Below are 19,531 nucleotides of genomic sequence, written 5' to 3' on the forward strand. Positions count from 1 at the left end.
GGGCGCCGGAGCGCCCCTGGTTACCGCTTTTTCTGCCTCAACGGCTATCTGCCCCAACGGCTACGCGCCGATGTTTTCCCGGCCCTTGAAGTAGGCGTACTCGCCGATGTCGCTGAACGGACGCATCAGCTGCTGGAAGGCCGAGTAGGATTCGTAGACGCGGCGCGACTGCTCGTCGTTTTCGGTCTGGGTCTGAATCACCTGCTGGGAAGCCTCGAACAGCGCCTGCATGACGTCGTCCGGGAAGGTGCGAAGCTGGACACCGTGCTCGTCGACCAGGGTTTCCAGCGCCTGGGCGTTGTGGAAGGCGAACTCGGTGAACATGGCCAGATTCGACGCCCTCGCGGCTTCGCGAATCACCGCCTGCAGGTCTTCCGGCAGCTCGTTCCAGGCATCCAGGTTGATGAAGCTTTCGACCAGCGCGCAGGGCTCGTTCCACACCGAGGTGTAGTAGTAATCCGCTACCTGGTGCAGGCCGAAAGCCATGTCGTTGTAGGGGCCGACCCAGTCCGCAGCGTCGAGCACGCCGGTCTGCAGGGAGGTGAAGATCTCCGAGCCCGGCATGTTGACGGTGCTCACGCCGATGGCGTTCATCGCCTCGCCGGCAAGGCCCGGCAAGCGCAGGCGCAGGCCCTGCATGTCGGCAAGCGAGTTGATCTCCTTCTTGAACCAGCCGGCCATCTGCGGGCCGGTATTGCCCACGGCAAACGGCTTGAGGTTATGGTTGGCGTAAACCTCGTCCCACAGCTCCTGGCCGCCGCCGTGGTAGATCCAGGCGTTCATTTCGGTGGTGGTCATGCCAAACGGCACGGCGGTGAAGAACTGCGCCGCCGCGACCTTGCCGCGCCAGTAGTAGGGCGTGGAGTGGCCCATTTCGGCGGTGCCGGCAGAGACCGCGTCGAATACCTCGAGCGCCGGTACCAGCTCGCCGGCGCCGTGCACGCGAATGCGCATGCGCCCGTTGGAGAGCTCCTCGACCCGGCGGGCGAAGTCGTTGGCACCGGTACCGAGTGCCGGGAAGTTCTTCGGCCAGGAGGTGACCATGTCCCAGGTAAAGGTTTCCTGGGCCTGGGCGGTGCTCACAAAAGGAGCGGCGGCGACACCGGCGGCCCCGAAGCCGGCGGTCTTGATGAATTGGCGGCGTTGCATGAAAGGGTTACTCCGAGAGAATTCGTTTTTTTATAGTTGCACCTGAGCGCAAGCATCCGGGCTGAGTATGCGCCAATCCGCTTTTATTGGGCAAGTTAGCCTAAAGGGGAGTGAGCTTTGCAAAGCCTAGTACCAGCCACTTGTCGCCTTCGCCTTCGAAGCTCACCTGCACTCGGGCCCGCGCGCCTTGGCCTTCGGCGTTCAAGATCATGCCTTCACCGAATACCGGGTGGCTGACGCGCTGGCCGACGTGAAGCTCCGGCAGCTCGCCTTCGGACTCGATCGAGGTTTGGGCGTAGCTCGGCCGCGCGGTGGCGGTCACCGGGCGCGAGACATGGCCGCGCAGGCGCACCTCTTCCAGCAGATGCGGCGGCAGCTCGCGCAGAAAGCGCGAAGGGCGCGGAAACACCTCCTTGCCGTGCAGCCGTCGGGTTTCGGCGTGGGTAAGATAGAGCTTCTGCATGGCGCGGGTGACGCCGACATAGCAGAGCCTGCGCTCCTCTTCCAGGCGCCCCGGCTCCTCCACCGACATCTTGTGCGGGAAAAGCCCCTCTTCCACACCGGCGATGAAGACCACCGGAAACTCCAGCCCCTTGGCGGAGTGCAGCGTCATCAGCTGCACGCTATCCTCGAACTCCTCGGCCTCGTGGTCGCCGGCGTTGAGCGCGGCTTCCGATAAAAAGGCTTCCAGTGCGACCATGCCCTCGCCGGCCTCCGGGGTCTCGAAGGCGTCGCCCTGGGTGAAAGCGCGCGCAGCGGTCACCAGCTCCTCGAGGTTCTCGACCCGCGCCTGGCCCTTCTCGCCGCGCTCGCTCTTGTGGTGCTCGATCAGCCCGGTGTGCTCGATGACGTGGTCGATGATCTCGTGAAGAGCAAGCCCCGCAGCGTCGTTGTCGAGCTGCTCGATCAGGTTGGCGAATTTTTGCACCGCGTTGCCCGCCCGGCCCTTGAGCGTGGCGTCACCTAGGGCGTCGTGCAGCGCCTGCCAGAGCGATATGCTCTCAAGGCGCGCGCGGTGGCGCACGATTTCGACGGTGCGGGTGCCGATGCCGCGGGTGGGCACGTTGATCACGCGCTCAAGCGAGGCGTCGTCGTCGCGGTTGAGCAGCAGGCGCAGGTAAGCCAGCGCGTTCTTGATCTCCAGGCGCTCGTAGAAGCGGTGACCGCCGTAAATACGGTACGGCATGCCATGGCGGATCAGCGTCTCCTCGATCAGCCGCGACTGGGCGTTGGAGCGGTACAGAATCGCCACATCGCGGCGGTTGATCCCTTCGTCGACCTTCTCCTTGATGGTATCGACGATGTAGCGCGCCTCTTCCAGATCGTTGAAGCCGGCGTAGACCGAGATCGGCTCGCCTTCGACGCCGTCGGTCCAGAGATTCTTGCCCATGCGCTCGCTGTTGTGGCTGATCAGCGCGTTGGCGGCGTCGAGAATCGCGCTGGTGGAGCGGTAGTTCTGCTCGAGACGCACGGTTCTGGTGTTCGGGAACTCCTCCTCGAAGCGGCGGATATTCTCGATCTTCGCTCCGCGCCAGCCGTAGATCGACTGGTCGTCGTCGCCCACCGCGGTCATCGGCGTTTCAAGGCCGGTCAGAAGCTTGAGCCAGGCGTACTGCAGGGTGTTGGTGTCCTGAAACTCGTCCACCAGCACGTGGCCGAAACGCTCGCGGTAGTGCTTCAAAAGCGCCGGGGAGTCGCGCAGAAGCTCGAGGCTCCTGAGCAGCAGCTCGCCAAAATCGACCAGACCGCCGCGCTCGCAGGTGAACTGGTAGCGCTCGTAGAGCTCGACCATCTGGGCGAGATAGCCGTCGCCGTCGACGTTGACTTGGTGCGGGCGCAGGCCTTCTTCCTTGCAGCCGGAGATGAAGCCCTGCACCTGGCGCGGCGGGTAGCGTTCGTCGTCGACGTTGTAATCCTTGATCAGGCGCTTGATCAGGCGCAGCTGGTCGTCAGAGTCGATGATCTGAAAGTTCTGGGGAAGCCGGGCGTCCTGCCAGTGGGTGCGCAAAAGCCGGTGGGCGATGGAGTGGAAGGTGCCCACCCAGACGTGGCGCATCGAGATGCCCAACAGCGCCTCGAGGCGGGTGCGCATTTCGCGGGCGGCCTTGTTGGTGAAGGTAACGGCTAAAAGCGCGTAGGGCGACAGGCCCTCGGCCTGCATTAGCCAGGCGATGCGGTGCACCAGCACCCGGGTCTTGCCCGAGCCCGCCCCGGCGAGCACCAGAAGGTTGCCCTGGGGGGCGCTGACCGCCTCGCGCTGAGCGGTATTGAGCTGGTCGAGAATCGCCGTTACATCATCCATGGTCGCCGCTGCCGGTTTGCAAATGGGCGCTCAGTCTAGCACAGCCCCGCCACTGGACGACCATACAGTAGCGCGCGGTGCGCGCCGATTAACCCTCTTCCGGGTAGCGCAGCGTATTGAGGCTCTTCTTCACGGCCTTCAACTGCTCGGCGAGCTTCGGCCCGCGGGTCTTGGCCACCCCCACCGCCAGCACGTCGATCAGCACCAGGTGCGCGATGCGCGAGCTCAAGGGCGTGTAGATCTCGGTGTCCTCGTGGACATCGATATAAAGCGGCAGGCTCACCTCGTCGGCCAGCGGCGACTCGCTCGGGCACAGGCCGATCACCGTGGCGCCGGCTTCGCGGGCCAGGCGTACGCTTGCCACCAGCGCTCGGGTGCGCCCGGTCTGGGAGATCGCCACCACCACGTCGCCCTCCTGGAGTGTGACCGCCGACATGTTCTGCATGTGCGGGTCGGCGTAGGCGGAAGTGGAGATTTGCAGGCGGAAGAACTTGTGCTGGGCGTCGAAGGCTACCGCGCCGGAGGCGCCGAAGCCGTAGAACTCGACCCGGTTGGCCATCGCGAGTGCATTCACCGCCTTACCCAGCGCGTCGTTGTCGAGCCGGTCGCGCACCGACAGCAGCGTGCCCACAGTGGAGTCGAAAATGCTGTGGGAGAACTCGGCCACCGAGTCGCTATCGTTCATCGAGAACTGGGCGAACTGGCTGCCCGAGGCGAGCATCTGCGCCAGCTGGAGCTTGAAATCCTGAAAGCCGTTGCACCCGAGCGCCCGGCAAAAGCGCACTACCGTGGGCTCGCTGACCCCGGCCTCGGTGGCCAGATCCACGATGCGCATGTGGATTACTTCGTCCGGGTTGCGCAGCACGAACCGCGCGACCTTTTGCTCGGAGCGGCGAAAGTGCTCCATGCGGCGTCTCATTTCATCGAACAGGGCGCGACTCACGGTGAGCTCCTTATCGTCAGGGCACGGCCTGGGGCCATTGGCGTTTGCGACAGTATGCCTGAACCCGGTGCGCTGTGCGCCCCGGCCCATTGGGCTGATTGATAGCGTTTAAAGGCCGTTGGCCTCTTTCTTTCCAAGCCGTCATCATTTTGTCAACCAGGTTATAGTAATAAGTGTCGTGCCGCACTGCATCATGCAACGGTCGTCACGGATGCAGGTGGAGCACACTCTTTTCACCCAAGGGAGCATCGATGATGAAAAACGTCGAACGAATGACGTCGATTAAAAACGAACTGCTCGAACTATTCATGGGAATGGAAGTCGCCGAACACACCCAGCGCCGGCGCAGCGCCGCTCAGCGCAACCTGCGCGCCCGCCGCGGGATCGAACTGCACCGAGAATCGCAAAAACTCTCGCGCGATATCGCCCCGCTGCCGGAAGACGAAGAGGTTAAGCCCAGCGCCCTGCACTGATACGGCCATCGAGCGAATCCCGCTCGCTCGCCAACCGGATACAAAAAAGGCCCTGCCAGCGGCAGGGCCCTTGAAGCACTTCTCGTTCATTATCGGGGCTTAGAGAAAGCCCGCCACGAACACGGCCACCACGCCAATCGGCGCGACGAATTTGGTCAGCACACTCCATACCCCGAAAGCCGACGTGCCGAGCCCAAGCTCGCGGCGCGCCTCTTCCTGGTTCAGGCAGTACGAATAGAACAGGATCGCGCCGAGCCCGGTCAGCGGCAGCAGTATCTTGCCGGTAAACGTATCGAGCAGATCGAAGATGTTCAGCCCGAACAGCAGCACGTCACTCCACACGTTGAGCGACAAGAGTGCGGCCACGCCCACCAGCCAGACCGCCACGGCGCTTGTCACCGTTGCGCCCAGTCGGCCAAGCGCCGTGCGCTCCTCCAGGGTTTCCACCACCGGCTCCAGCAGCGAGATCGCCGAGGTGAGTGCGGCAAAGGTCAAAAGTAAAAAGAACCCCAGCCCTAGAAGGCTGCCGCCGAAGATATTGCCAAAGGCGATCGGCAGCGTGATGAAGATCAGCCCCGGACCACTCGAGGCGTCGAGCTCGGTAGCGAAGACGATCGGAAAGATCGCAAGCCCCGCCAGCAGCGCGATGGCGGTATCCAGAATGATCACCGTGCGCGCGGTGCCGAGCAGATTCACGTCTTCGCCCAGGTAAGAGCCGTAGGCCATCATGATACCCATGCCCAGCGACAGGGTGAAAAATGCCTGCCCCATCGCGGCCAGCATCACGCTTCCATTCAGCGCGCTCCAGTCCGGGCGGAACATGAACGCGAACGCCTCACCAAAGGAGCCACTCATGGCGCCGTAACCCACCAGCACCAGCAAAAGCACGACCAGCGCCGGCATCAGCACGCGCGCGGCGGCTTCCAGCCCCTTGGTCACACCGCGGGCGACGATGCCCACCACCAGCACCATGAACAGCGTGTGCCAGATCAGAAGCGAGCCCGGATTACCCAGCAGCGCGCCGAAGGCCGCCTCGCTCGCTTCGGCATCCTGGCCGCTGAAAGCCCCCGTGATCGAACCCAGCGTATAGTTGAGCGACCAGCCGCCGATCACGCTATAAAACGACAGAATCAAGAACGCCGCCAGTACGCCGCTCACACCCACCGCCGCCCAACCGGAGGAGCGGCCGTGGCGTTTGGCGAGTTCCGCCATGGTGTTGATCGGGTTCTTCTGCCCGCGCCGGCCAATCATCCACTCGGCGATCAGAATCGGCAGCCCCACCAGCGCCACGCAGGCCAGGTAGACCAGCACGAACGCCGCGCCGCCGCTTTCGCCGGTCAGGTAAGAAAATCGCCAGATATTGCCAAGACCCACCGCAGACCCTGCGGCGGCCAGCACGAAGCCCATTTTCGAGGACCACTGTGCATGTGCCAGTTTTGCCATACATCACCTTGCTGGTTCAGTTGTAATAGGTTTTTAACATCAACTTTGATCATCCCACCGCCCAGGCGGTGGCGAAAGTACGCGCAATTTATAGGAACACGTTCCGTCTTGCCAGTCACGCGCCCGCGCGGTTTACTCGCCTGGCGTTCGCCGCTCCACCGGATCAAAAAAGCGGAGCCTGGGTCTCGCCGGGAAAGGGCTCGAGCGGCGGTAGAGAAGCGTTTTCGCACAAGGCGTTATAGAGCAAGCGCGCCATCTGCGGCGACTCGCGGTTATCCGCAGTATGCACAAACAAGAAAGGGGTTTTCCCCTGACTTATCCACAGCTTGAGGCGCTCGATCCAGGGCGTGAAGTAGCGGCTATTGATCGCCTTGTCAATATGGCCAATGAAACGAATCACCGGCTCGTTCGCCGTTGAAAGCACGTGTAGCGGGAGTCTCGGCTTTTCGCCCTGCGCCTTGGCAAGGCCCTCGTGGCCGCCACTCGGCGTCGAGAACACCGGGCGCACGTCGAGCATCACCCGGTTGGCGCCAAAAGTTATCAACAATTGGTTCAGCGCCTTTTCTGCCTCGCCCTTGTGGAAAAATACTGGATGGCGTACCTCCACGGCGCAGGGCAAATCCGCCGGCCACTGCTCGAGCAGCGCCTGAAGCCGGGGCAGCTCATCGACGCCAAAATCCCGCGGTAGCTGCACCATCGTCGGCCCCAGCCGATCGTGCAGCGGCGCAAACGCTTCGAGAAAGGCCAGCGCCTGGTCTGGCCGAGTCAAACGCTGCTCGTGAGTCACCCGCGCGGGCAGTTTCAGGCAGAAGCGAAAATCCTTTGGCGCCTGGCGCGCCCAGGCGGCGATAGTCTCCGCCTTCGGTGCGCCGCTGTAGAAGGTGGTATTACCCTCGACACTCGAAAACACCGCTGCGTAATCGCTCAATAGATCGGTTTTTGCGTGGGGCGGGTAGAGTGTGCCCTGCCAATCCGCATTGGCCCACATGGGCAGGCCGAGGTAGAGGGGTGGGATCATACGTTGATCGCGCCGCGAATCAGGCGAGCTTTCTCCTGCAGTAGCGGCAAGTAGGTCGTCAGTAGCATGTCCATGTCGATGCGCGCGGCGTTGGTGCTAATGTTGAGTGCACCCAAAAGCTTACCCTTGGCATCGAAGGCGGGCACCGCCACCGAGCGCAAGCCCGGATCAAGCTCCTGGTCGGCCACGGCGTAGCCCTGCTGGCGCACCTCGGCGATGGCCGCTTTCAATCGTGCCGTGTCGGTGATCGTCTTGTCGGTGTAGGGCGTCAGTACCAGGCGCTGGAGGTAGGCGTCGAGCTCGTCTTCGGGCAACTGGGCCAGCAGCACGCGACCCATGGAGGTGTGCGCAGCGGGTAGGCGCGTGCCGACCGAGAGGCTAATTGCCATCAATCGATGCGGCGCCGCCGAGCGGGCAAGATAGGTCACATCGTCGCCGTCGAGCATGCCCAGCGATGAGGATTCACCGATACGCGCCGTAATCTCTTCCAAGTGCTGCTGAATGACGCTGCGGTAGCCGTTGGCGGACAGGAACGCATAGCCAAGTTGTAGCACCTTGGGGGCGAGTTCGAAGCTGCGCTGCTGCTTACGCACGTAGCCCAGTGCATGCAAGGTCAGGAGAAAACGTCGCGCCTTGGCCCGGTTCATGCCGGTACGCGCGGCCACTTCGCTCAGGGTCATACGCGGATGAGCATCATCGAAGGCCTGAATAACGTCCAGGCCGCTGGCAAGCGCGGCGACGAAATCGCGATCGTCGGGCTTGAGGGTCTCTTCCTTGGAAAGGTGTTCCATGACACTCTACTCGTAGCGCGGTGAATGAAGCGACGACAATGTAGCACAATGTTCGAATAGCGAACACGGGTTCGCTAGATTCGATTCCGACTTCGCCCGCCAGTTATCGACACGAACCGTTCAACCGCTGCGGAGCGCCTCATGGCCCACAAGATTACCGTACTGCACGGCCCCAATCTCAACCTGCTCGGCACGCGCCAGCCCGAGATCTACGGCCACGAGACGCTAGAAGACGTCAACAATACCCTGCGCGAAATCGCGGTCCTTGCTGGCTGGGAGCTTCTTTGCCAGCAGAGCAACCACGAAGGTGCGCTGATCGATGCGATTCATGCCGCACGTCTTGACGGCACTCACGCGATCATCATCAATCCGGCGGCCTATACCCACACTTCGGTCGCTATCCTCGATGCCCTGAACGCCTTCGACGGCAAAGTGATCGAAGTGCATATCTCCAACGTGCACAAGCGCGAGGCTTTTCGCCACCACTCCTATGTGTCGCTGCGCGCCGATGGCGTGATCGCAGGGCTCGGCACCCACGGCTACGTGGCGGCGCTGGAGGCTGTCATCAACGCCGCCGATAAGTAGGAAATAAGCGCTAGCTAATCAACAGTGAGGTGTCGAGCAACCCGATCACAACGCTCAGTGTGAAAAATGAGACCACTGTTGCGAGTAGCAACGCCGCCGCGCTGATATCGCCAACGCCATAGCGCTGGCCAAAAAGCGGGTAGATACTGATCATGGGCGCGGCGGCGAACAGCACCGCGCCCGCGATGAAGACAGGCTCGATGCCCGGCACCAGCAAGAACGCACTTAGAATGATCAACGGATGAAGCACCAGCTTACCCGCCACGATCTGCCCCACGCGACCGGCAAGGCCCTTGAGCTCTAGCCCGCACAGCGCCCCGCCAATGACGAACAGCGCCGCTGGCCCCGCCGCCTCGGCCAGCATATCGATGGCTTTGAGAGCTGGGCTGGGAATGGGTGTCTGCGTTATGGCCAGGAAAAGCCCCATCAATAGGCCGATCAGCACCGGATTCTTGCTCAAATTGAGCAGTGTCGTACGCAGGGTCTTGCCCAAGCTGGCGCTGCGATGGGTGGCCATCTCGGCCAGAATCAGCGCCGTGGGAATGATCAGTAGCGTCTCGACTACCATGTTCAGCGCCATCATGACCGCCGCTGGCGAGCCGATCACCATGGCAGCGACCGGATAGCCAATAAAACCGCTGTTGGACGCCGCCATGCCTAGCGCCTGCATCGCCCCTGTTTGCAGGGGCTCACGCTGAATTTTCAGGCTCACGAACAGACCGAAAGCAAAGACCAGCGCCGAGCCGAGACCGTAAGCCAGCAGGTAGTTGAACTGCAGAATCTCCTCCAGCGGCTGCTGGGTGAGTGCGCGTATCACCAGCGCAGGCAACGCCAGATACATGACGAAAATGCCCACGCCCTTCATCTGCTCGTGGTCGATCAACCGCGTGCGCCGCGCGGCATACCCCGAACCAATCAGGAGGAAAATGGGGGTGGTGATCGTTAGAATGGCGAGCATGTCAGGGGAACCTTTCCCTTCAGCATGGCAAAGCAGTACCGCAGTGTACGCTATGTTTAGCGTGCCCAGTGGCCGCTAACGGGTGCCGACTATGCCGTTTGTGAAGCAAGAAGCTGCTCAATGTAATAGTTGCGTAGCGTTATCACGTGTTGATCGACCTGTTTGGTATCAATGCGCTCCTGAGCGAAGAACTTGAACGCATCTATACCCTGAAAAACGAATAGATCCACCCCTGAAAGGGTGCTGGCCTTGGCGTGAGAGGCTGCCATCAATAGCTCGGTATGCGCTGGAATATAGACGGCATCGAATACCCAGTGCTGCTCACTGAGGTCGCGTGTGTCGATTGGACAGCCGGGATGATTGACGTGTCCGATGGGCGAGCAGTTGACCACGCCTTGCCAGGTCGATAAAGCATGCCTTACCTGTTCTTCGTCGACACAATCGGCCGAGATACCCATGGCAATTAAGTCGTCGTTGAGACGCTGCGCACGATCGGCGCTGCGCTCAAGGATATGGATCGTCGTGGCGCCAAGTTCACCCAGCGCACAGGCGATGGCGCGACCTACGCCTCCCGCCCCAATTAAGAGCACGTCGCCTGCCGGACGGTCGCCGAACGAGTGGCGATAGGCGCTAATGAAACCGGTGTAGTCGGTATTTTCCGCGCGTAGGCCGTCGGCATCGAAAAGTAGGGTGTTGGCGGTCCCGACTCGACGAGCACCCTCGCCGAGGAGATCCGCTAGTTGGGCGGCTCGCTCCTTGAACGGAAAGGTGACGTTGGTGCCGCGATAGCCCTCGGCGCGCAGTGTCTCGATGGCGCCGGGAAAATCGAAGTTCTCGATGCCGCGGCTATCGACCAGGTCGTAGCGGACCGTTTCGTTCAGCGCCGCTCCCAGGCGTACGTGCAAATCGGGCGACTGCGATTGGGCGATACCTTCGCCCACCAGGCCGAGCTTGATCATGCGGGATTCTCTTTTGTGTCGTCGGATGGCGTTCTTGGGGCGGTGGCCTCGATTTCCGCTTCCAGGCGCTGCTGGGCGGTCACGCGCACGAAGGCGTTCGGCGCGCCCAGCCCCTGGTAGCCGTCGCGCTGTACCAGCTCGAAGAAAAACGCCTGGCGCCCGGGTTGTGTATAGAGCTGGTGGAAGTCGCCCTCGTCGTCCCGGTCGAAGAGGATATGGTGATCCTGCATCCAGCGATGGGTCTGGGCGGGGAGATCAAAACGCGCGGCCAGATCACGGTAGTAGTTTCCGGGAATCGGCAGCAGCGGCGTGCCGGCCTCATGCAGCGCGGCGCTGGTCTCGCGCATGGAGGTGGTGCGCAGCGCCACGTGGTGAATGCCCGAGCCGCCGTACTGGCGCACGAAACGGTTGCTGGTGGTATCCGGGGAGGCGCTGGCGTTGAAGGCCAAGCGAAAGCGCCCGTTATGGTTTTGCAGCACCTGACTCTGGATCAGCCCTCTCGGGTCGGTCACATCGAAAGAGGGGGTGGTCTCCAACTGAAAGATCGCGCGGTACTGCAGCATCAGCGAGAGATAGTCGTGATACGACAGCGCCACGCTGATGTGATCGATATCGACCAGCGCTCCGCGTGGAACGGGTTGCGCGTCGAGCGTGAATTCCCGGTCCCAGGTGCGGCTCAGCTGGGAGTCATCGATGATGTAGGAGAGGCTACCGTCAATGTTGCGCAGGGCGCTCATGCGATGGCTGGCGCCCACGTCTTCGGGTTCGACGATATCGTAACCGAGTTTGTCGGCGCGTTTGAACGCCTCGTAAGCGTTGCCTACCCGCAGTCCGATCGCCGTCACCGCCGTGGCGTCGCGACCGGGTACCCGGCCGGTGAAACTGGTTTCACTATTGAGCACCAGATTGACATCCCCCGCCGCCCAGCGCTCGACGCTCAAGGTGTGGTGGCGGCCCACGCACGCCATCCCCAGCGCGGTCAGCATGTCGCGCAGCGCCGCGAGGTCATCGGGCTCGACGGCGATCTCCAGAAAGGCCACCGACTCGATCGGCTGCGGCGCGGGAATGTCGCTGTCGCCTTGCATGCTGCGCAGCAGATGATAGGAGCGCAGGCCGTCGCGCGCCGTCTGCTCGCTATGGCCCATGCGGAAAACGTCGTTGAAGATCTCGTGGGAGAGCGGGCCGTCGTAGCGCGTCTCCTTGAGCATGGTCATGAAGTTATCGATATCCAGTTCGCCCTGGCCGGGAAAGCAGCGGTAGTGGCGGCTCCAGGAGAGATGATCCATGGAAAGCCGCGGCGCATCGGCGGTCTGGACCAGAAAGATCCGGTCGCCCGGAATGCGGCCGATGGTGCCAAGCTCCGTCTGGCGCGAAAAGATATGAAAGGTATCCAGCACCAGCCCCACATGGGGATGCGCGGCGCGGCGCACCACCTCCCAGCTGTCGCGGTAGTCGTGAATGTGCCGCCCCCAGGCCAGAGCCTCGAAGGCCACGCGCAGGTTGCGCTTGGCGGCGCGCTCGCCCAGCTCGAAGAAGTCGTCGGCTGCGCGGCTCAACCCCGGTAGCGCCTCCGGGTGAACCGTGCTGCACGCCATGAGCAGGTCGGTGCCCAGCTCTTCCATCAAATCGAACTTGCGTTCCGCGCGATCGAAGGCTTTGGCGCGCGCGCGGCCCTGTAGCCCTTCGAAATCACGAAACGGCTGCAGCGTTACGAGCTTGAGCCCGCGATCGCGAATCAGCGCCCCGGCCTCCTGCGGGGTCCCGGGAAACGCCGTCAGGTCGTTCTCGAAGAGTTCGAGGCCCTCGAAGCCTGCGTGGGCGATGGCGTCGATTTTTTCCTCGAGCGAACCGCTCAGGCAGACGGTGGCGATGGATGAATACATGGTCGCGCTCCTTGAGTGATGACGATCAGTAGCCCACCAGGCGAGGCAGGAACGTGACCAGATCAGGTACGAACGTGATCAGCAGTAGAACCAGAAACTGCACGGCGAGCAGGGGCAAAATGCGCCGGATGATGGCGCTCATTCCTACCCCGGCCACGGAGTCGGCGACGAACAGACAAAGCCCCATCGGCGGCGTGATGAGCCCCATCATCAAATTGAAGATCACGACGATACCGAAGTGCAGCGGATCGATGCCCAGTGCCATGGCAATAGGATGAAGAATGGGGACGAGCACGAGAATGGCGGCGATACCTTCGAGAAACAGCCCCACGACCAGCAGCAGTAGGATGACGGCGATCAGGAAGGTCCACTGGGTATCGATGCTGGTCAGCGCCCATTCGGTCAAAAGGTTGGGAATGCGCTCGAAGGTGAGCACCCAGTTGGCGGCCGCGACCGCCCCCATGATGACCATGATGACGGCGCTATCGCGCATGGCGCGGGCAAAGATGGCGGGTAGATCGGTCAGTTTGATGTTGCGATAGAGCAGCACCCCGAGAATGAGCGCGTACACGACCGCGAAGGCGGCAGCCTCGGTCGGAGTGACGACACCGGCCAGAATGGCGCCCACGATGAAAACCGGCATGAGCGCGGGTAAAAGCCCGTGCAAGACGGCGTGGCGCCGTGAAGCGGGTTGCGACTGGGTCGCGCCCAGGTCGCCGGCAAAGAAGTAGACGTAGATCGACAGGCCAAGCGCCAGCAGCAGACCGGGTATCACCCCCGCAAGAAACAGACCCGGTACCGAGACGCCCGAGACCGTCAGGGCATAGATGATGACCGGAATACTCGGCGGGATGATGGGGCCGATGACCGAAGACGCCGCGGTGAGGGCAGCGGCGAAGTCACGGGGATAGCCCTCCTTCTCCATGGACGGTATGAAGACGCGTCCCAGCGCCGAGGTATCGGCGATCGCCGACCCGGAAAGCCCGGCAAATATCACCGAGGCCCAAATGTTGACGTGAGCCAGCCCCGCCCTCAGGCGCCCCACGATGGCGGTGGCCAGGTTGATGATCCGATGGGTGATCCCCGCTTCGTTCATCAGCTCGCCGGCGAGGATGAAAAGCGGTATGGCCAGTAGCGGAAACGATGCCATGCCGCCAAAGAACTGCTGCGACACGATACGAATATGGTAAGGCAGATCGCCAGTGCTCATCAGCACCGTCAGGGTGCCCAGGATGGCGAAGGCGAACGGCACGCCCAGCAGCACCAGGGCAATCAGCAGCACGAAAATCATGACGCCACCTCCTCGTCATCGGCGCTCAAGCGGCATGCGCCCATGACCAACGCCGACGTGGCCAGCAGGCCACCGCCCAGGAGCATCGACGCCTGGAAAAGCCACATGGGCATGCCGGTACTCGATGACGTGCGTCCACCGCGCGAGGCAAGGAACTCGACGGCTGATACCATCAGGCCGATGCCCACGGCCAGTACCACGAGATCGATGAGCACGGCCTGCCAGCGCAGCCAGCGCGGCGGAAGCAGGCGCCGGACGAGATCGAAGCCGATATGCTTGTCCTGCAGATAGGCCCAGGCCATGCCGAACATCAGCCCATAGATCATCAGATAGATGGCGGTATCTTCTCCCCAGCTAATGGAGCCGCCATAGGTGTAGCGGGCAAAGGCATTACCGGCGACGAGTAGAAAGATGAGGATCAGGGTGAGCCCCGCAAGGCAGGCATTGAACAGGATCAGACCCTGACGCACGCGGTCGAGAAGCGGTGACATAAAGTACCTTCCTTCATTTGTCAGGCACGTGAAGCGGTGAACAGGCCCGCTGGCCCGTTCACCAAACGCTCGAGTCTCGGGTTTAGAAACTCGCCGAAGCTTCCTCTACGGCGGTGGAGAGACGATCGATCCACTCCGCGTCATCGCCCAGCTCATCGCGCAGGTACGCTTGGACGGGCGGTTGGGCCGCTTGGCGGAAGGCTTCCATCTGCTCGGCGTCGGGTTGGGTGACTTCCATCCCTTCTGCCTGGAGCTTGGCAATGCCTTCCGCGGAGTTGAATTGCTGGATGGCGCGGCCGGTAGTGCCTGCCACCACGGCGGCACGTCTGACGGCGGCCTGCTCTTCCTCGGTGAGGGACTGGTAGATCTCGTCATTGATCAGCAGATGATCCACGCCGTAGACATGCCCATCCAGCGTCAGAAAGTCCTGGAACTCGTAGAAGTTATTGCCATAGATCACCGAAATGGGGTTTTCCTGGCCATCGACAACGCCAGTGGCCAGCGCCGTGGGCACTTCACCCCAACTGATGCCCTGCGGCTCGGCGCCCAGCGCTCGCACCAGCTCCAGGTACAGCGGAATGGTCTGGACACGGAACTTCAGGCCTTGCATGTCTTCGGGTGAGCTGATGGTGCGCACGGAGTTGGTGAAATGCCGAAAACCCGTTTCACCGTAGGCCAGGGTGCGCAGGCCGGTTTGCTCCAGACAGTGTTCGGCAAGCGCGGTGCCGAACTCACCGTCCATGACCGACCAGGCCACCGGCGCGGAAGGGAAGGTATAGGGAATATCGGTGACCGCAACGGCAGGGCAGAAGTTGGCGTAAGAGCCCGATACCATGGCGATGCTGATGGTGCCGTCCTGAGCGCCCTCGATCAGCTCGTTCTCACCGCCCAGCGACGCGGCGGGGTAGATCTCGACGGTCAAATCGGTTTCCGCCTCGACCAGGTTCTTGAAGACCTGCGCCGCCGAGCCCTTTTTCGATGTGGTCCAGTCGTCGGGGTCGACGTGGGCGAAGCGCAGCGTCTGAGCCGACGCGGTGGAAGCCATACCCACGGCTGCCGCCACGGCGGTCAACACGAGCGCATGTTTGAGCGATATTTGCTTGGCGTATAGAGACATTGTTGTTGTCCTCTTATCGGTTGGCGAGAGGCCTGGAGGAGTTGGCGTAAACGTGCAGTAGGCTTTGCTCTTGCTAAAATGTACGAAATGGTACGTTCAGTCAACGTATGGCATACTAGACAAAAGACGAACATGACAATAACGGCACGCAACGACAGGCACGCATGATGACCACTTCCTCCCAGGTAAAAAGCCCGGCGCGTCCGGGTCGACGGCGCAAGAACGATCCTGAACGGGTGCGCGCGGATATCCTCGCAGTGGCGACCCGGGAGTTCGCGGAAAAGGGCCTCTCGGGGGCGAGGATCGATACGATAGCGGAGCAGACCCGCGCCTCGAAACGGATGATTTACTACTATTTCACGGATAAAGAGACGCTTTATCGGCATACGCTCGAAGCCGCGTATCAAAAAGTGCGCTTACAAGAGGCCGAACTCGAACTCGATCATTTCCCGCCGCTCGAAGCGTTGAGCCGACTGGTGCGCTTTACCTTCAATCATCACGCCAACAACCCCGACTTCATTCGCTTGGTCATGATCGAAAACATTCATCAAGGCCGCTATCTGTCGCAATCCTCTCTCATCCAATCGCTCAATGCGGGGGTGATCGATGCGCTGACGCGCGTCTACCAGCGCGGTGTCGAGGAGGGGCGCTTTCGCCCGGGGCTCGACCCGCGCGAACTGCACTGGCTGATCAGCGCGCTCTCCTTTTTCAACGTCTCGAACCAGCATACCTTTTCGCAAATCTTCGATTGGCAACAAATGGCGCCCGACAACCAATCCAGACTCGCCACCCATGTAACGGACATGGTCCTGCGTTATGTGAGCAAGGAACTGACCTGACCTGATTTGGCCTGACGCGCGCGGCGGGCAAGTGAGTGCCGGAAAGCGACTCCGCGCACATGCCGTCTGCATGACGAACATATGTACGTTTTTTTGAGTGCGCCGGGATTTGCGCTATCCTGGGGCTCACCCGAATGCGTTTTAGAGGCCCTGCCATGTTCGCCACGATGATAAAACACCCTTTCATGAGCCAAACGGGCCTTGGTGCCTGCGACGAGCGTGCGCTGCTCGATGCCATGGTGGCCTTCGAGCTCGCCCTTGCCGAGGTGCAGGAGCAAAGCGGCGACGTCCCCCCGGGCGCGAGTAGCGAGATGCGCGCTTGGCTTGCGAAGGCCGAGCTCCCGGTTGCCTCGATCAGCGAGGGCGTCATGCAGGGTGGCAATGTGGCGATACCCTTCGTCAAGGCGGCCCGAGCCGTCCTGCCCGAATCGCTCAAGCGTTACTGGCACCAGGGGGCGACGAGCCAGGACGTGGTCGATTCGGCCTTGATGCTGGTGATCAAGCCGCGCCTTGAGGCTCTCGATGCGCTGCTTTTGCGCTGTCGCGCCGCCGCCATCGCGCTAATGGACGAATACGCGCAAACCCCCATGGTGGGGCGCACGCTGATGCAGCAGGCGCTGCCCATCACCTTCGGCGTCAAGGTGGCCCACTGGGCGATAGGGCTCGAGCAGGCGCGACGCCGATTGAGCGAACTCGAGCTGCCGGTCCAGTTTGGCGGCGCCGTGGGGGTGCATTCGGGCTGGGATACCCAAGGGCTTGACTGGATGGACGCGCTGGCAAAGCGCTTGGGGCTTGCCACGCCGGTACTGCCTTGGCACACCGATCGCCAGCCGATTCAGGCGCTGAGCGCGGCGCTTTCCCAAACCGCCGGAGCGCTGGACAAGCTGGCCCTGGATATATCGCTTTTGACTCAGACCGAAGTGGGCGAAGTCGCCGAGCCCGCTGCCCCGGGCATGGGCGAATCTTCCTCCATGCCCCACAAGCGCAACCCGGTGCGCTGTGCGCTGATCCGTGGCGCCGCGCGGCAGGTTTACGGCCACGCCAGCGTGCTGATCAACGCCAACGCCCAGCCGCTGGAGCGGGGCCTGGGCGAGTGGCACGCCGAATGGGCACCGCTGGTAGAGAGCGTGCTGTTCGTCGAAGGCGCGCTCGAGCAGGCCGCCACGCTGCTCGAAGGCCTGAACGTTTACCCCGAGGCCATGCAGCGTAATCTGGCCGCGACGGGTGGCGGCATCATGGCCGAGCCGGTCGCCAGGCTGCTGGCACCGGTGCTGGGGCAGGATGGCGCCAAACGCGTTGCCGCCGAGGCCGCCGAGAGCGCTCGCCGAACAGGGCAACCCTACGCCGAGGTGCTGGCCGATGACCCGGAAGTGGCCCAAGGCGTCAGTAAGGATGAACTACGAAAAGCGTGCGACCCCGCCCTATACCTTGGTAGTAGTTCCGCGCAGGTGGCACGCGCCAAAAAATGGCTGTCTAACTGATAATCTATTAATAATAAAAGGTTAAATCAGGCGTTTGATTGATGGCCTTACATTTCGAGTAAGTCTCTTGTCGAGGTATAGGGTTTGACGCCTCTTCGCGGTCGCAGTAACTTGTTCGTATAAAGAATCTAAGTTCGTTATGCGAACATTTCAGCCGCTGCGATCTACCCGTACGGATCGCAGGAGCGAATAACTGGACCCAAGAGGCAATCCCATGGCCGAGTTCCTCAGCCTGCATGACGCGGTGGCGCGCTTCGTTGAAAACGGCGCTACCGTTGCCATGGAAGGCTTTACCCATCTCATCCCCTTCGCGGCGGGTCACGAAGTGATTCGCCAGCAAAAGCGCGATCTCACCCTGATCCGCATGACCCCGGACATCATCTACGATCAACTGATCGGCGCGGGCTGCGCCAAAAAAGTGATCTTCTCCTGGGGCGGGAATCCGGGCGTGGGCTCGTTGCACCGGCTGCGCGACGCCGTCGAGAAGGGCTGGCCGCATCAGGTCGAGATTCTTGAACATAGCCACGCCGCCATGGCCTGCGCCTTCGAGGCCGGTGCGGCGGGCCTGCCGCTGGCGGTCTTTCGCGGCTACGTGGGAAGCGAATTGCCCAGCGTCAACGACCAGATCAAGTTCATCGAGTGCCCGTTCACCGGCGAGCGGCTGGCCGCCGTGCCTTCGGTGCGCCCGGACGTCTCGATCATTCACGCCCAGCGGGCGGACCGCCAGGGTAACGTGCTGGTCGAGGGCATCGTCGGCGTACAGAAAGAGGCCGTACTGGCCGCCAGGCACAGCATCGTCACGGTCGAGGAGGTCGTCGACGATCTCGCTGCTCACCCCAACGCCTGCGTGATTCCCGGCTGGGCGATCAGTGCGATTGCGGTCGCCGAAAAAGGCGCGCTGCCCTCCTATACTCACGGCTATTACGGGCGCAGCAACCGCTTCTACAAGGAGTGGGACGCCATCGCCCGTGACCGCGATACCTTCACCCAGTGGATCGAAGACAACGTGCATCAAACAGGGGAGAGCGCCCAATGAGTCTCGAGTACACCTCTTCTGAAATGATGACGGTCACCGCCGCGCGGGCGCTGGCCAACGGTACCACCTGCTTCGTGGGAATCGGGCTCCCATCGGAAGCCGCCAACCTGGCGCGGCTCACCCACGCCCCGGACGTGGTGCTGATCTACGAATCCGGCACGCTGCAAACCAAACCCAACGTGCTGCCGCTCTCGATCGGCGATGGCGAACTGGCCGAAACCGCGTTGACCACCGTGGCGGTGCCGGAGATGTTTCGCTACTGGCTGCAGGGCGGCAAGGTCGACGTCGGCTTTCTGGGTACCGCCCAGATCGACAAGTACTGCAATCTCAACACCACGCTGATCGGCGACTACCGCGCGCCGAAAGTGCGCCTGCCCGGCGGCGGCGGCGCGCCGGAGATCGCCACCAACGCCGGCGAAGTGTTCATCACCCTCAAGCACTCCAAACGCGCCTTCGTCGACAGGGTCGATTTCGTCACCACCCTGGGCTTTGGCCGCGACGGCAAGGGCCGCGATGGCGTGCCCAACATCGGCAAGGGTCCGAGCCGCGTGATCACCGATCTCTGCGTGATGAAGCCCGACCCCGAGACCAAAGAGCTGGTCGTGGTGTCGCTGCACCCGGGCGTCACGCGCGAAGACGTTATCGAGGCCACCGGCTGGGACATTCGCTTCGCCGAGCAGCTCGACAGCACGCCCGAGCCTAGCGAGAACGAACTGACCATTCTGCGCGAGCTGAAAACGCGCACCGAACGCGCCCACGCCGGGCAGTAGGA

The 19,531-nt window shown here is 62.3% G+C and carries 18 protein-coding genes; 6 read left to right on the forward strand and 12 right to left on the reverse strand.

Features of this window, described 5'->3' with window-relative positions; translation table 11 throughout:
• Positions 1-60: 60 nt before the first annotated feature.
• The 3 genes from ACGK9R_RS14285 to hexR all read right to left on the reverse strand — a co-directional run bounded on the left by ACGK9R_RS14285 (position 61) and on the right by hexR (position 4,394).
• Positions 61-1,149 (reverse strand): TRAP transporter substrate-binding protein, encoded by a 1,089-nt coding sequence (locus tag ACGK9R_RS14285; RefSeq protein ID WP_394582381.1) that lies wholly within the window; start codon positions 1,147-1,149, stop codon positions 61-63.
• 100 nt (positions 1,150-1,249) lie between these two features.
• Positions 1,250-3,451 carry a DNA helicase II gene (gene uvrD, locus ACGK9R_RS14290; RefSeq protein WP_394582384.1) on the reverse strand — a complete coding sequence of 734 codons (2,202 nt, stop codon included), beginning with the start codon at positions 3,449-3,451 and terminating at the stop codon, positions 1,250-1,252.
• 88 nt (positions 3,452-3,539) lie between these two features.
• Entirely contained in the window at positions 3,540-4,394 is an 855-nt protein-coding gene (gene hexR, locus ACGK9R_RS14295) for a transcriptional regulator HexR (protein ID WP_252108005.1), read from the reverse strand.
• A 254-nt stretch (positions 4,395-4,648) separates the two neighbouring features.
• Here hexR and ACGK9R_RS14300 point away from each other — a divergent pair, with 254 nt between their 5' ends.
• Positions 4,649-4,867 (forward strand): PA3496 family putative envelope integrity protein, encoded by a 219-nt coding sequence (locus ACGK9R_RS14300; RefSeq protein ID WP_394582387.1) that lies wholly within the window; start codon positions 4,649-4,651, stop codon positions 4,865-4,867.
• Positions 4,868-4,966: 99 nt separating this feature from the next.
• Here the strand turns inward: ACGK9R_RS14300 and ACGK9R_RS14305 are convergent, their stop codons facing one another.
• The 3 genes from ACGK9R_RS14305 to ACGK9R_RS14315 all read right to left on the reverse strand — a co-directional run bounded on the left by ACGK9R_RS14305 (position 4,967) and on the right by ACGK9R_RS14315 (position 8,119).
• Complete coding sequence (locus tag ACGK9R_RS14305) at positions 4,967-6,310, reverse strand: sodium-dependent transporter (protein WP_394582390.1); 1,344 nt, start codon at positions 6,308-6,310, stop codon at positions 4,967-4,969.
• Between the two features lie 163 nt (positions 6,311-6,473).
• Positions 6,474-7,328 (reverse strand): DUF72 domain-containing protein, encoded by an 855-nt coding sequence (locus ACGK9R_RS14310; protein WP_394582393.1) that lies wholly within the window; start codon positions 7,326-7,328, stop codon positions 6,474-6,476.
• The gene (locus tag ACGK9R_RS14315) at positions 7,325-8,119 is read right to left on the reverse strand and encodes an IclR family transcriptional regulator C-terminal domain-containing protein (RefSeq protein WP_394582395.1); all 795 of its coding nucleotides are present in this window, start codon (positions 8,117-8,119) and stop codon (positions 7,325-7,327) included. The genes ACGK9R_RS14310 and ACGK9R_RS14315 overlap by 4 nt, the downstream gene beginning before the upstream one ends.
• Before the next feature lie 141 nt (positions 8,120-8,260).
• On the opposite strand from ACGK9R_RS14315, the gene aroQ reads away from it, so the two are divergent.
• Positions 8,261-8,704 (forward strand): type II 3-dehydroquinate dehydratase, encoded by a 444-nt coding sequence (gene aroQ, locus ACGK9R_RS14320; protein WP_394582397.1) that lies wholly within the window; start codon positions 8,261-8,263, stop codon positions 8,702-8,704.
• 10 nt (positions 8,705-8,714) lie between these two features.
• Here aroQ and ACGK9R_RS14325 read toward each other — a convergent pair whose 3' ends face one another.
• From ACGK9R_RS14325 to ACGK9R_RS14350, 6 genes are all read right to left on the reverse strand, one after another.
• Positions 8,715-9,662 carry an AEC family transporter gene (locus ACGK9R_RS14325; protein ID WP_394582399.1) on the reverse strand — a complete coding sequence of 316 codons (948 nt, stop codon included), beginning with the start codon at positions 9,660-9,662 and terminating at the stop codon, positions 8,715-8,717.
• Between the two features lie 89 nt (positions 9,663-9,751).
• Positions 9,752-10,621 (reverse strand): shikimate dehydrogenase family protein, encoded by an 870-nt coding sequence (locus tag ACGK9R_RS14330; protein ID WP_394582401.1) that lies wholly within the window; start codon positions 10,619-10,621, stop codon positions 9,752-9,754.
• Positions 10,618-12,504, reverse strand: coding sequence for a bifunctional sugar phosphate isomerase/epimerase/4-hydroxyphenylpyruvate dioxygenase family protein (locus tag ACGK9R_RS14335; RefSeq protein WP_394582403.1), 1,887 nt, complete (start codon positions 12,502-12,504; stop codon positions 10,618-10,620). Before ACGK9R_RS14335 ends, ACGK9R_RS14330 begins: the two co-directional genes overlap by 4 nt.
• 25 nt (positions 12,505-12,529) lie before the next feature.
• Positions 12,530-13,795 (reverse strand): TRAP transporter large permease, encoded by a 1,266-nt coding sequence (locus ACGK9R_RS14340; protein WP_394582405.1) that lies wholly within the window; start codon positions 13,793-13,795, stop codon positions 12,530-12,532.
• Positions 13,792-14,286 carry a TRAP transporter small permease gene (locus ACGK9R_RS14345; protein ID WP_394582407.1) on the reverse strand — a complete coding sequence of 165 codons (495 nt, stop codon included), beginning with the start codon at positions 14,284-14,286 and terminating at the stop codon, positions 13,792-13,794. The genes ACGK9R_RS14340 and ACGK9R_RS14345 overlap by 4 nt, the downstream gene beginning before the upstream one ends.
• Before the next feature lie 82 nt (positions 14,287-14,368).
• The gene (locus tag ACGK9R_RS14350; protein ID WP_394582409.1) at positions 14,369-15,403 is read right to left on the reverse strand and encodes a DctP family TRAP transporter solute-binding subunit; all 1,035 of its coding nucleotides are present in this window, start codon (positions 15,401-15,403) and stop codon (positions 14,369-14,371) included.
• A 164-nt stretch (positions 15,404-15,567) separates the two neighbouring features.
• Between ACGK9R_RS14350 and ACGK9R_RS14355 the strand changes: the two genes are divergently transcribed.
• The 4 genes from ACGK9R_RS14355 to ACGK9R_RS14370 all read left to right on the forward strand — a co-directional run bounded on the left by ACGK9R_RS14355 (position 15,568) and on the right by ACGK9R_RS14370 (position 19,529).
• Positions 15,568-16,242, forward strand: coding sequence for a TetR/AcrR family transcriptional regulator (locus ACGK9R_RS14355; RefSeq protein ID WP_394582411.1), 675 nt, complete (start codon positions 15,568-15,570; stop codon positions 16,240-16,242).
• Between the two features lie 185 nt (positions 16,243-16,427).
• Complete coding sequence (locus ACGK9R_RS14360) at positions 16,428-17,723, forward strand: adenylosuccinate lyase family protein (RefSeq protein ID WP_394582413.1); 1,296 nt, start codon at positions 16,428-16,430, stop codon at positions 17,721-17,723.
• A gap of 214 nt (positions 17,724-17,937) precedes the next feature.
• Positions 17,938-18,759, forward strand: a complete 822-nt coding sequence (locus tag ACGK9R_RS14365) for a CoA transferase subunit A (RefSeq protein WP_394582415.1) — start codon at positions 17,938-17,940, stop codon at positions 18,757-18,759.
• Complete coding sequence (locus ACGK9R_RS14370; RefSeq protein ID WP_394582417.1) at positions 18,756-19,529, forward strand: CoA-transferase subunit beta; 774 nt, start codon at positions 18,756-18,758, stop codon at positions 19,527-19,529. Before ACGK9R_RS14365 ends, ACGK9R_RS14370 begins: the two co-directional genes overlap by 4 nt.
• Positions 19,530-19,531: the final 2 nt, after the last annotated feature.

The organism is Halomonas sp. HNIBRBA4712 (genome assembly GCF_043558675.1).
Classification (GTDB): Bacteria; Pseudomonadota; Gammaproteobacteria; order Pseudomonadales; family Halomonadaceae; genus Vreelandella.

Coding starts and splice junctions, on each gene's coding strand:
- ACGK9R_RS14325 (WP_394582399.1), bottom strand. CDS start 9,662: ATGCTCGCCATTCTAACGATCACCACCCCCATTTTCCTCCTGATTGGT.
- ACGK9R_RS14360 (WP_394582413.1), top strand. CDS start 16,428: ATGAGCCAAACGGGCCTTGGTGCCTGCGACGAGCGTGCGCTGCTCGAT.
- ACGK9R_RS14370 (WP_394582417.1), top strand. CDS start 18,756: ATGAGTCTCGAGTACACCTCTTCTGAAATGATGACGGTCACCGCCGCG.
- ACGK9R_RS14310 (WP_394582393.1), bottom strand. CDS start 7,328: ATGATCCCACCCCTCTACCTCGGCCTGCCCATGTGGGCCAATGCGGAT.
- uvrD (WP_394582384.1), bottom strand. CDS start 3,451: ATGGATGATGTAACGGCGATTCTCGACCAGCTCAATACCGCTCAGCGC.
- ACGK9R_RS14335 (WP_394582403.1), bottom strand. CDS start 12,504: ATGTATTCATCCATCGCCACCGTCTGCCTGAGCGGTTCGCTCGAGGAA.
- ACGK9R_RS14285 (WP_394582381.1), bottom strand. CDS start 1,149: ATGCAACGCCGCCAATTCATCAAGACCGCCGGCTTCGGGGCCGCCGGT.
- ACGK9R_RS14305 (WP_394582390.1), bottom strand. CDS start 6,310: ATGGCAAAACTGGCACATGCACAGTGGTCCTCGAAAATGGGCTTCGTG.
- ACGK9R_RS14330 (WP_394582401.1), bottom strand. CDS start 10,621: ATGATCAAGCTCGGCCTGGTGGGCGAAGGTATCGCCCAATCGCAGTCG.
- ACGK9R_RS14315 (WP_394582395.1), bottom strand. CDS start 8,119: ATGGAACACCTTTCCAAGGAAGAGACCCTCAAGCCCGACGATCGCGAT.
- ACGK9R_RS14345 (WP_394582407.1), bottom strand. CDS start 14,286: ATGTCACCGCTTCTCGACCGCGTGCGTCAGGGTCTGATCCTGTTCAAT.
- ACGK9R_RS14300 (WP_394582387.1), top strand. CDS start 4,649: ATGAAAAACGTCGAACGAATGACGTCGATTAAAAACGAACTGCTCGAA.
- ACGK9R_RS14340 (WP_394582405.1), bottom strand. CDS start 13,795: ATGATTTTCGTGCTGCTGATTGCCCTGGTGCTGCTGGGCGTGCCGTTC.
- ACGK9R_RS14355 (WP_394582411.1), top strand. CDS start 15,568: ATGATGACCACTTCCTCCCAGGTAAAAAGCCCGGCGCGTCCGGGTCGA.
- aroQ (WP_394582397.1), top strand. CDS start 8,261: ATGGCCCACAAGATTACCGTACTGCACGGCCCCAATCTCAACCTGCTC.
- ACGK9R_RS14365 (WP_394582415.1), top strand. CDS start 17,938: ATGGCCGAGTTCCTCAGCCTGCATGACGCGGTGGCGCGCTTCGTTGAA.
- ACGK9R_RS14350 (WP_394582409.1), bottom strand. CDS start 15,403: ATGTCTCTATACGCCAAGCAAATATCGCTCAAACATGCGCTCGTGTTG.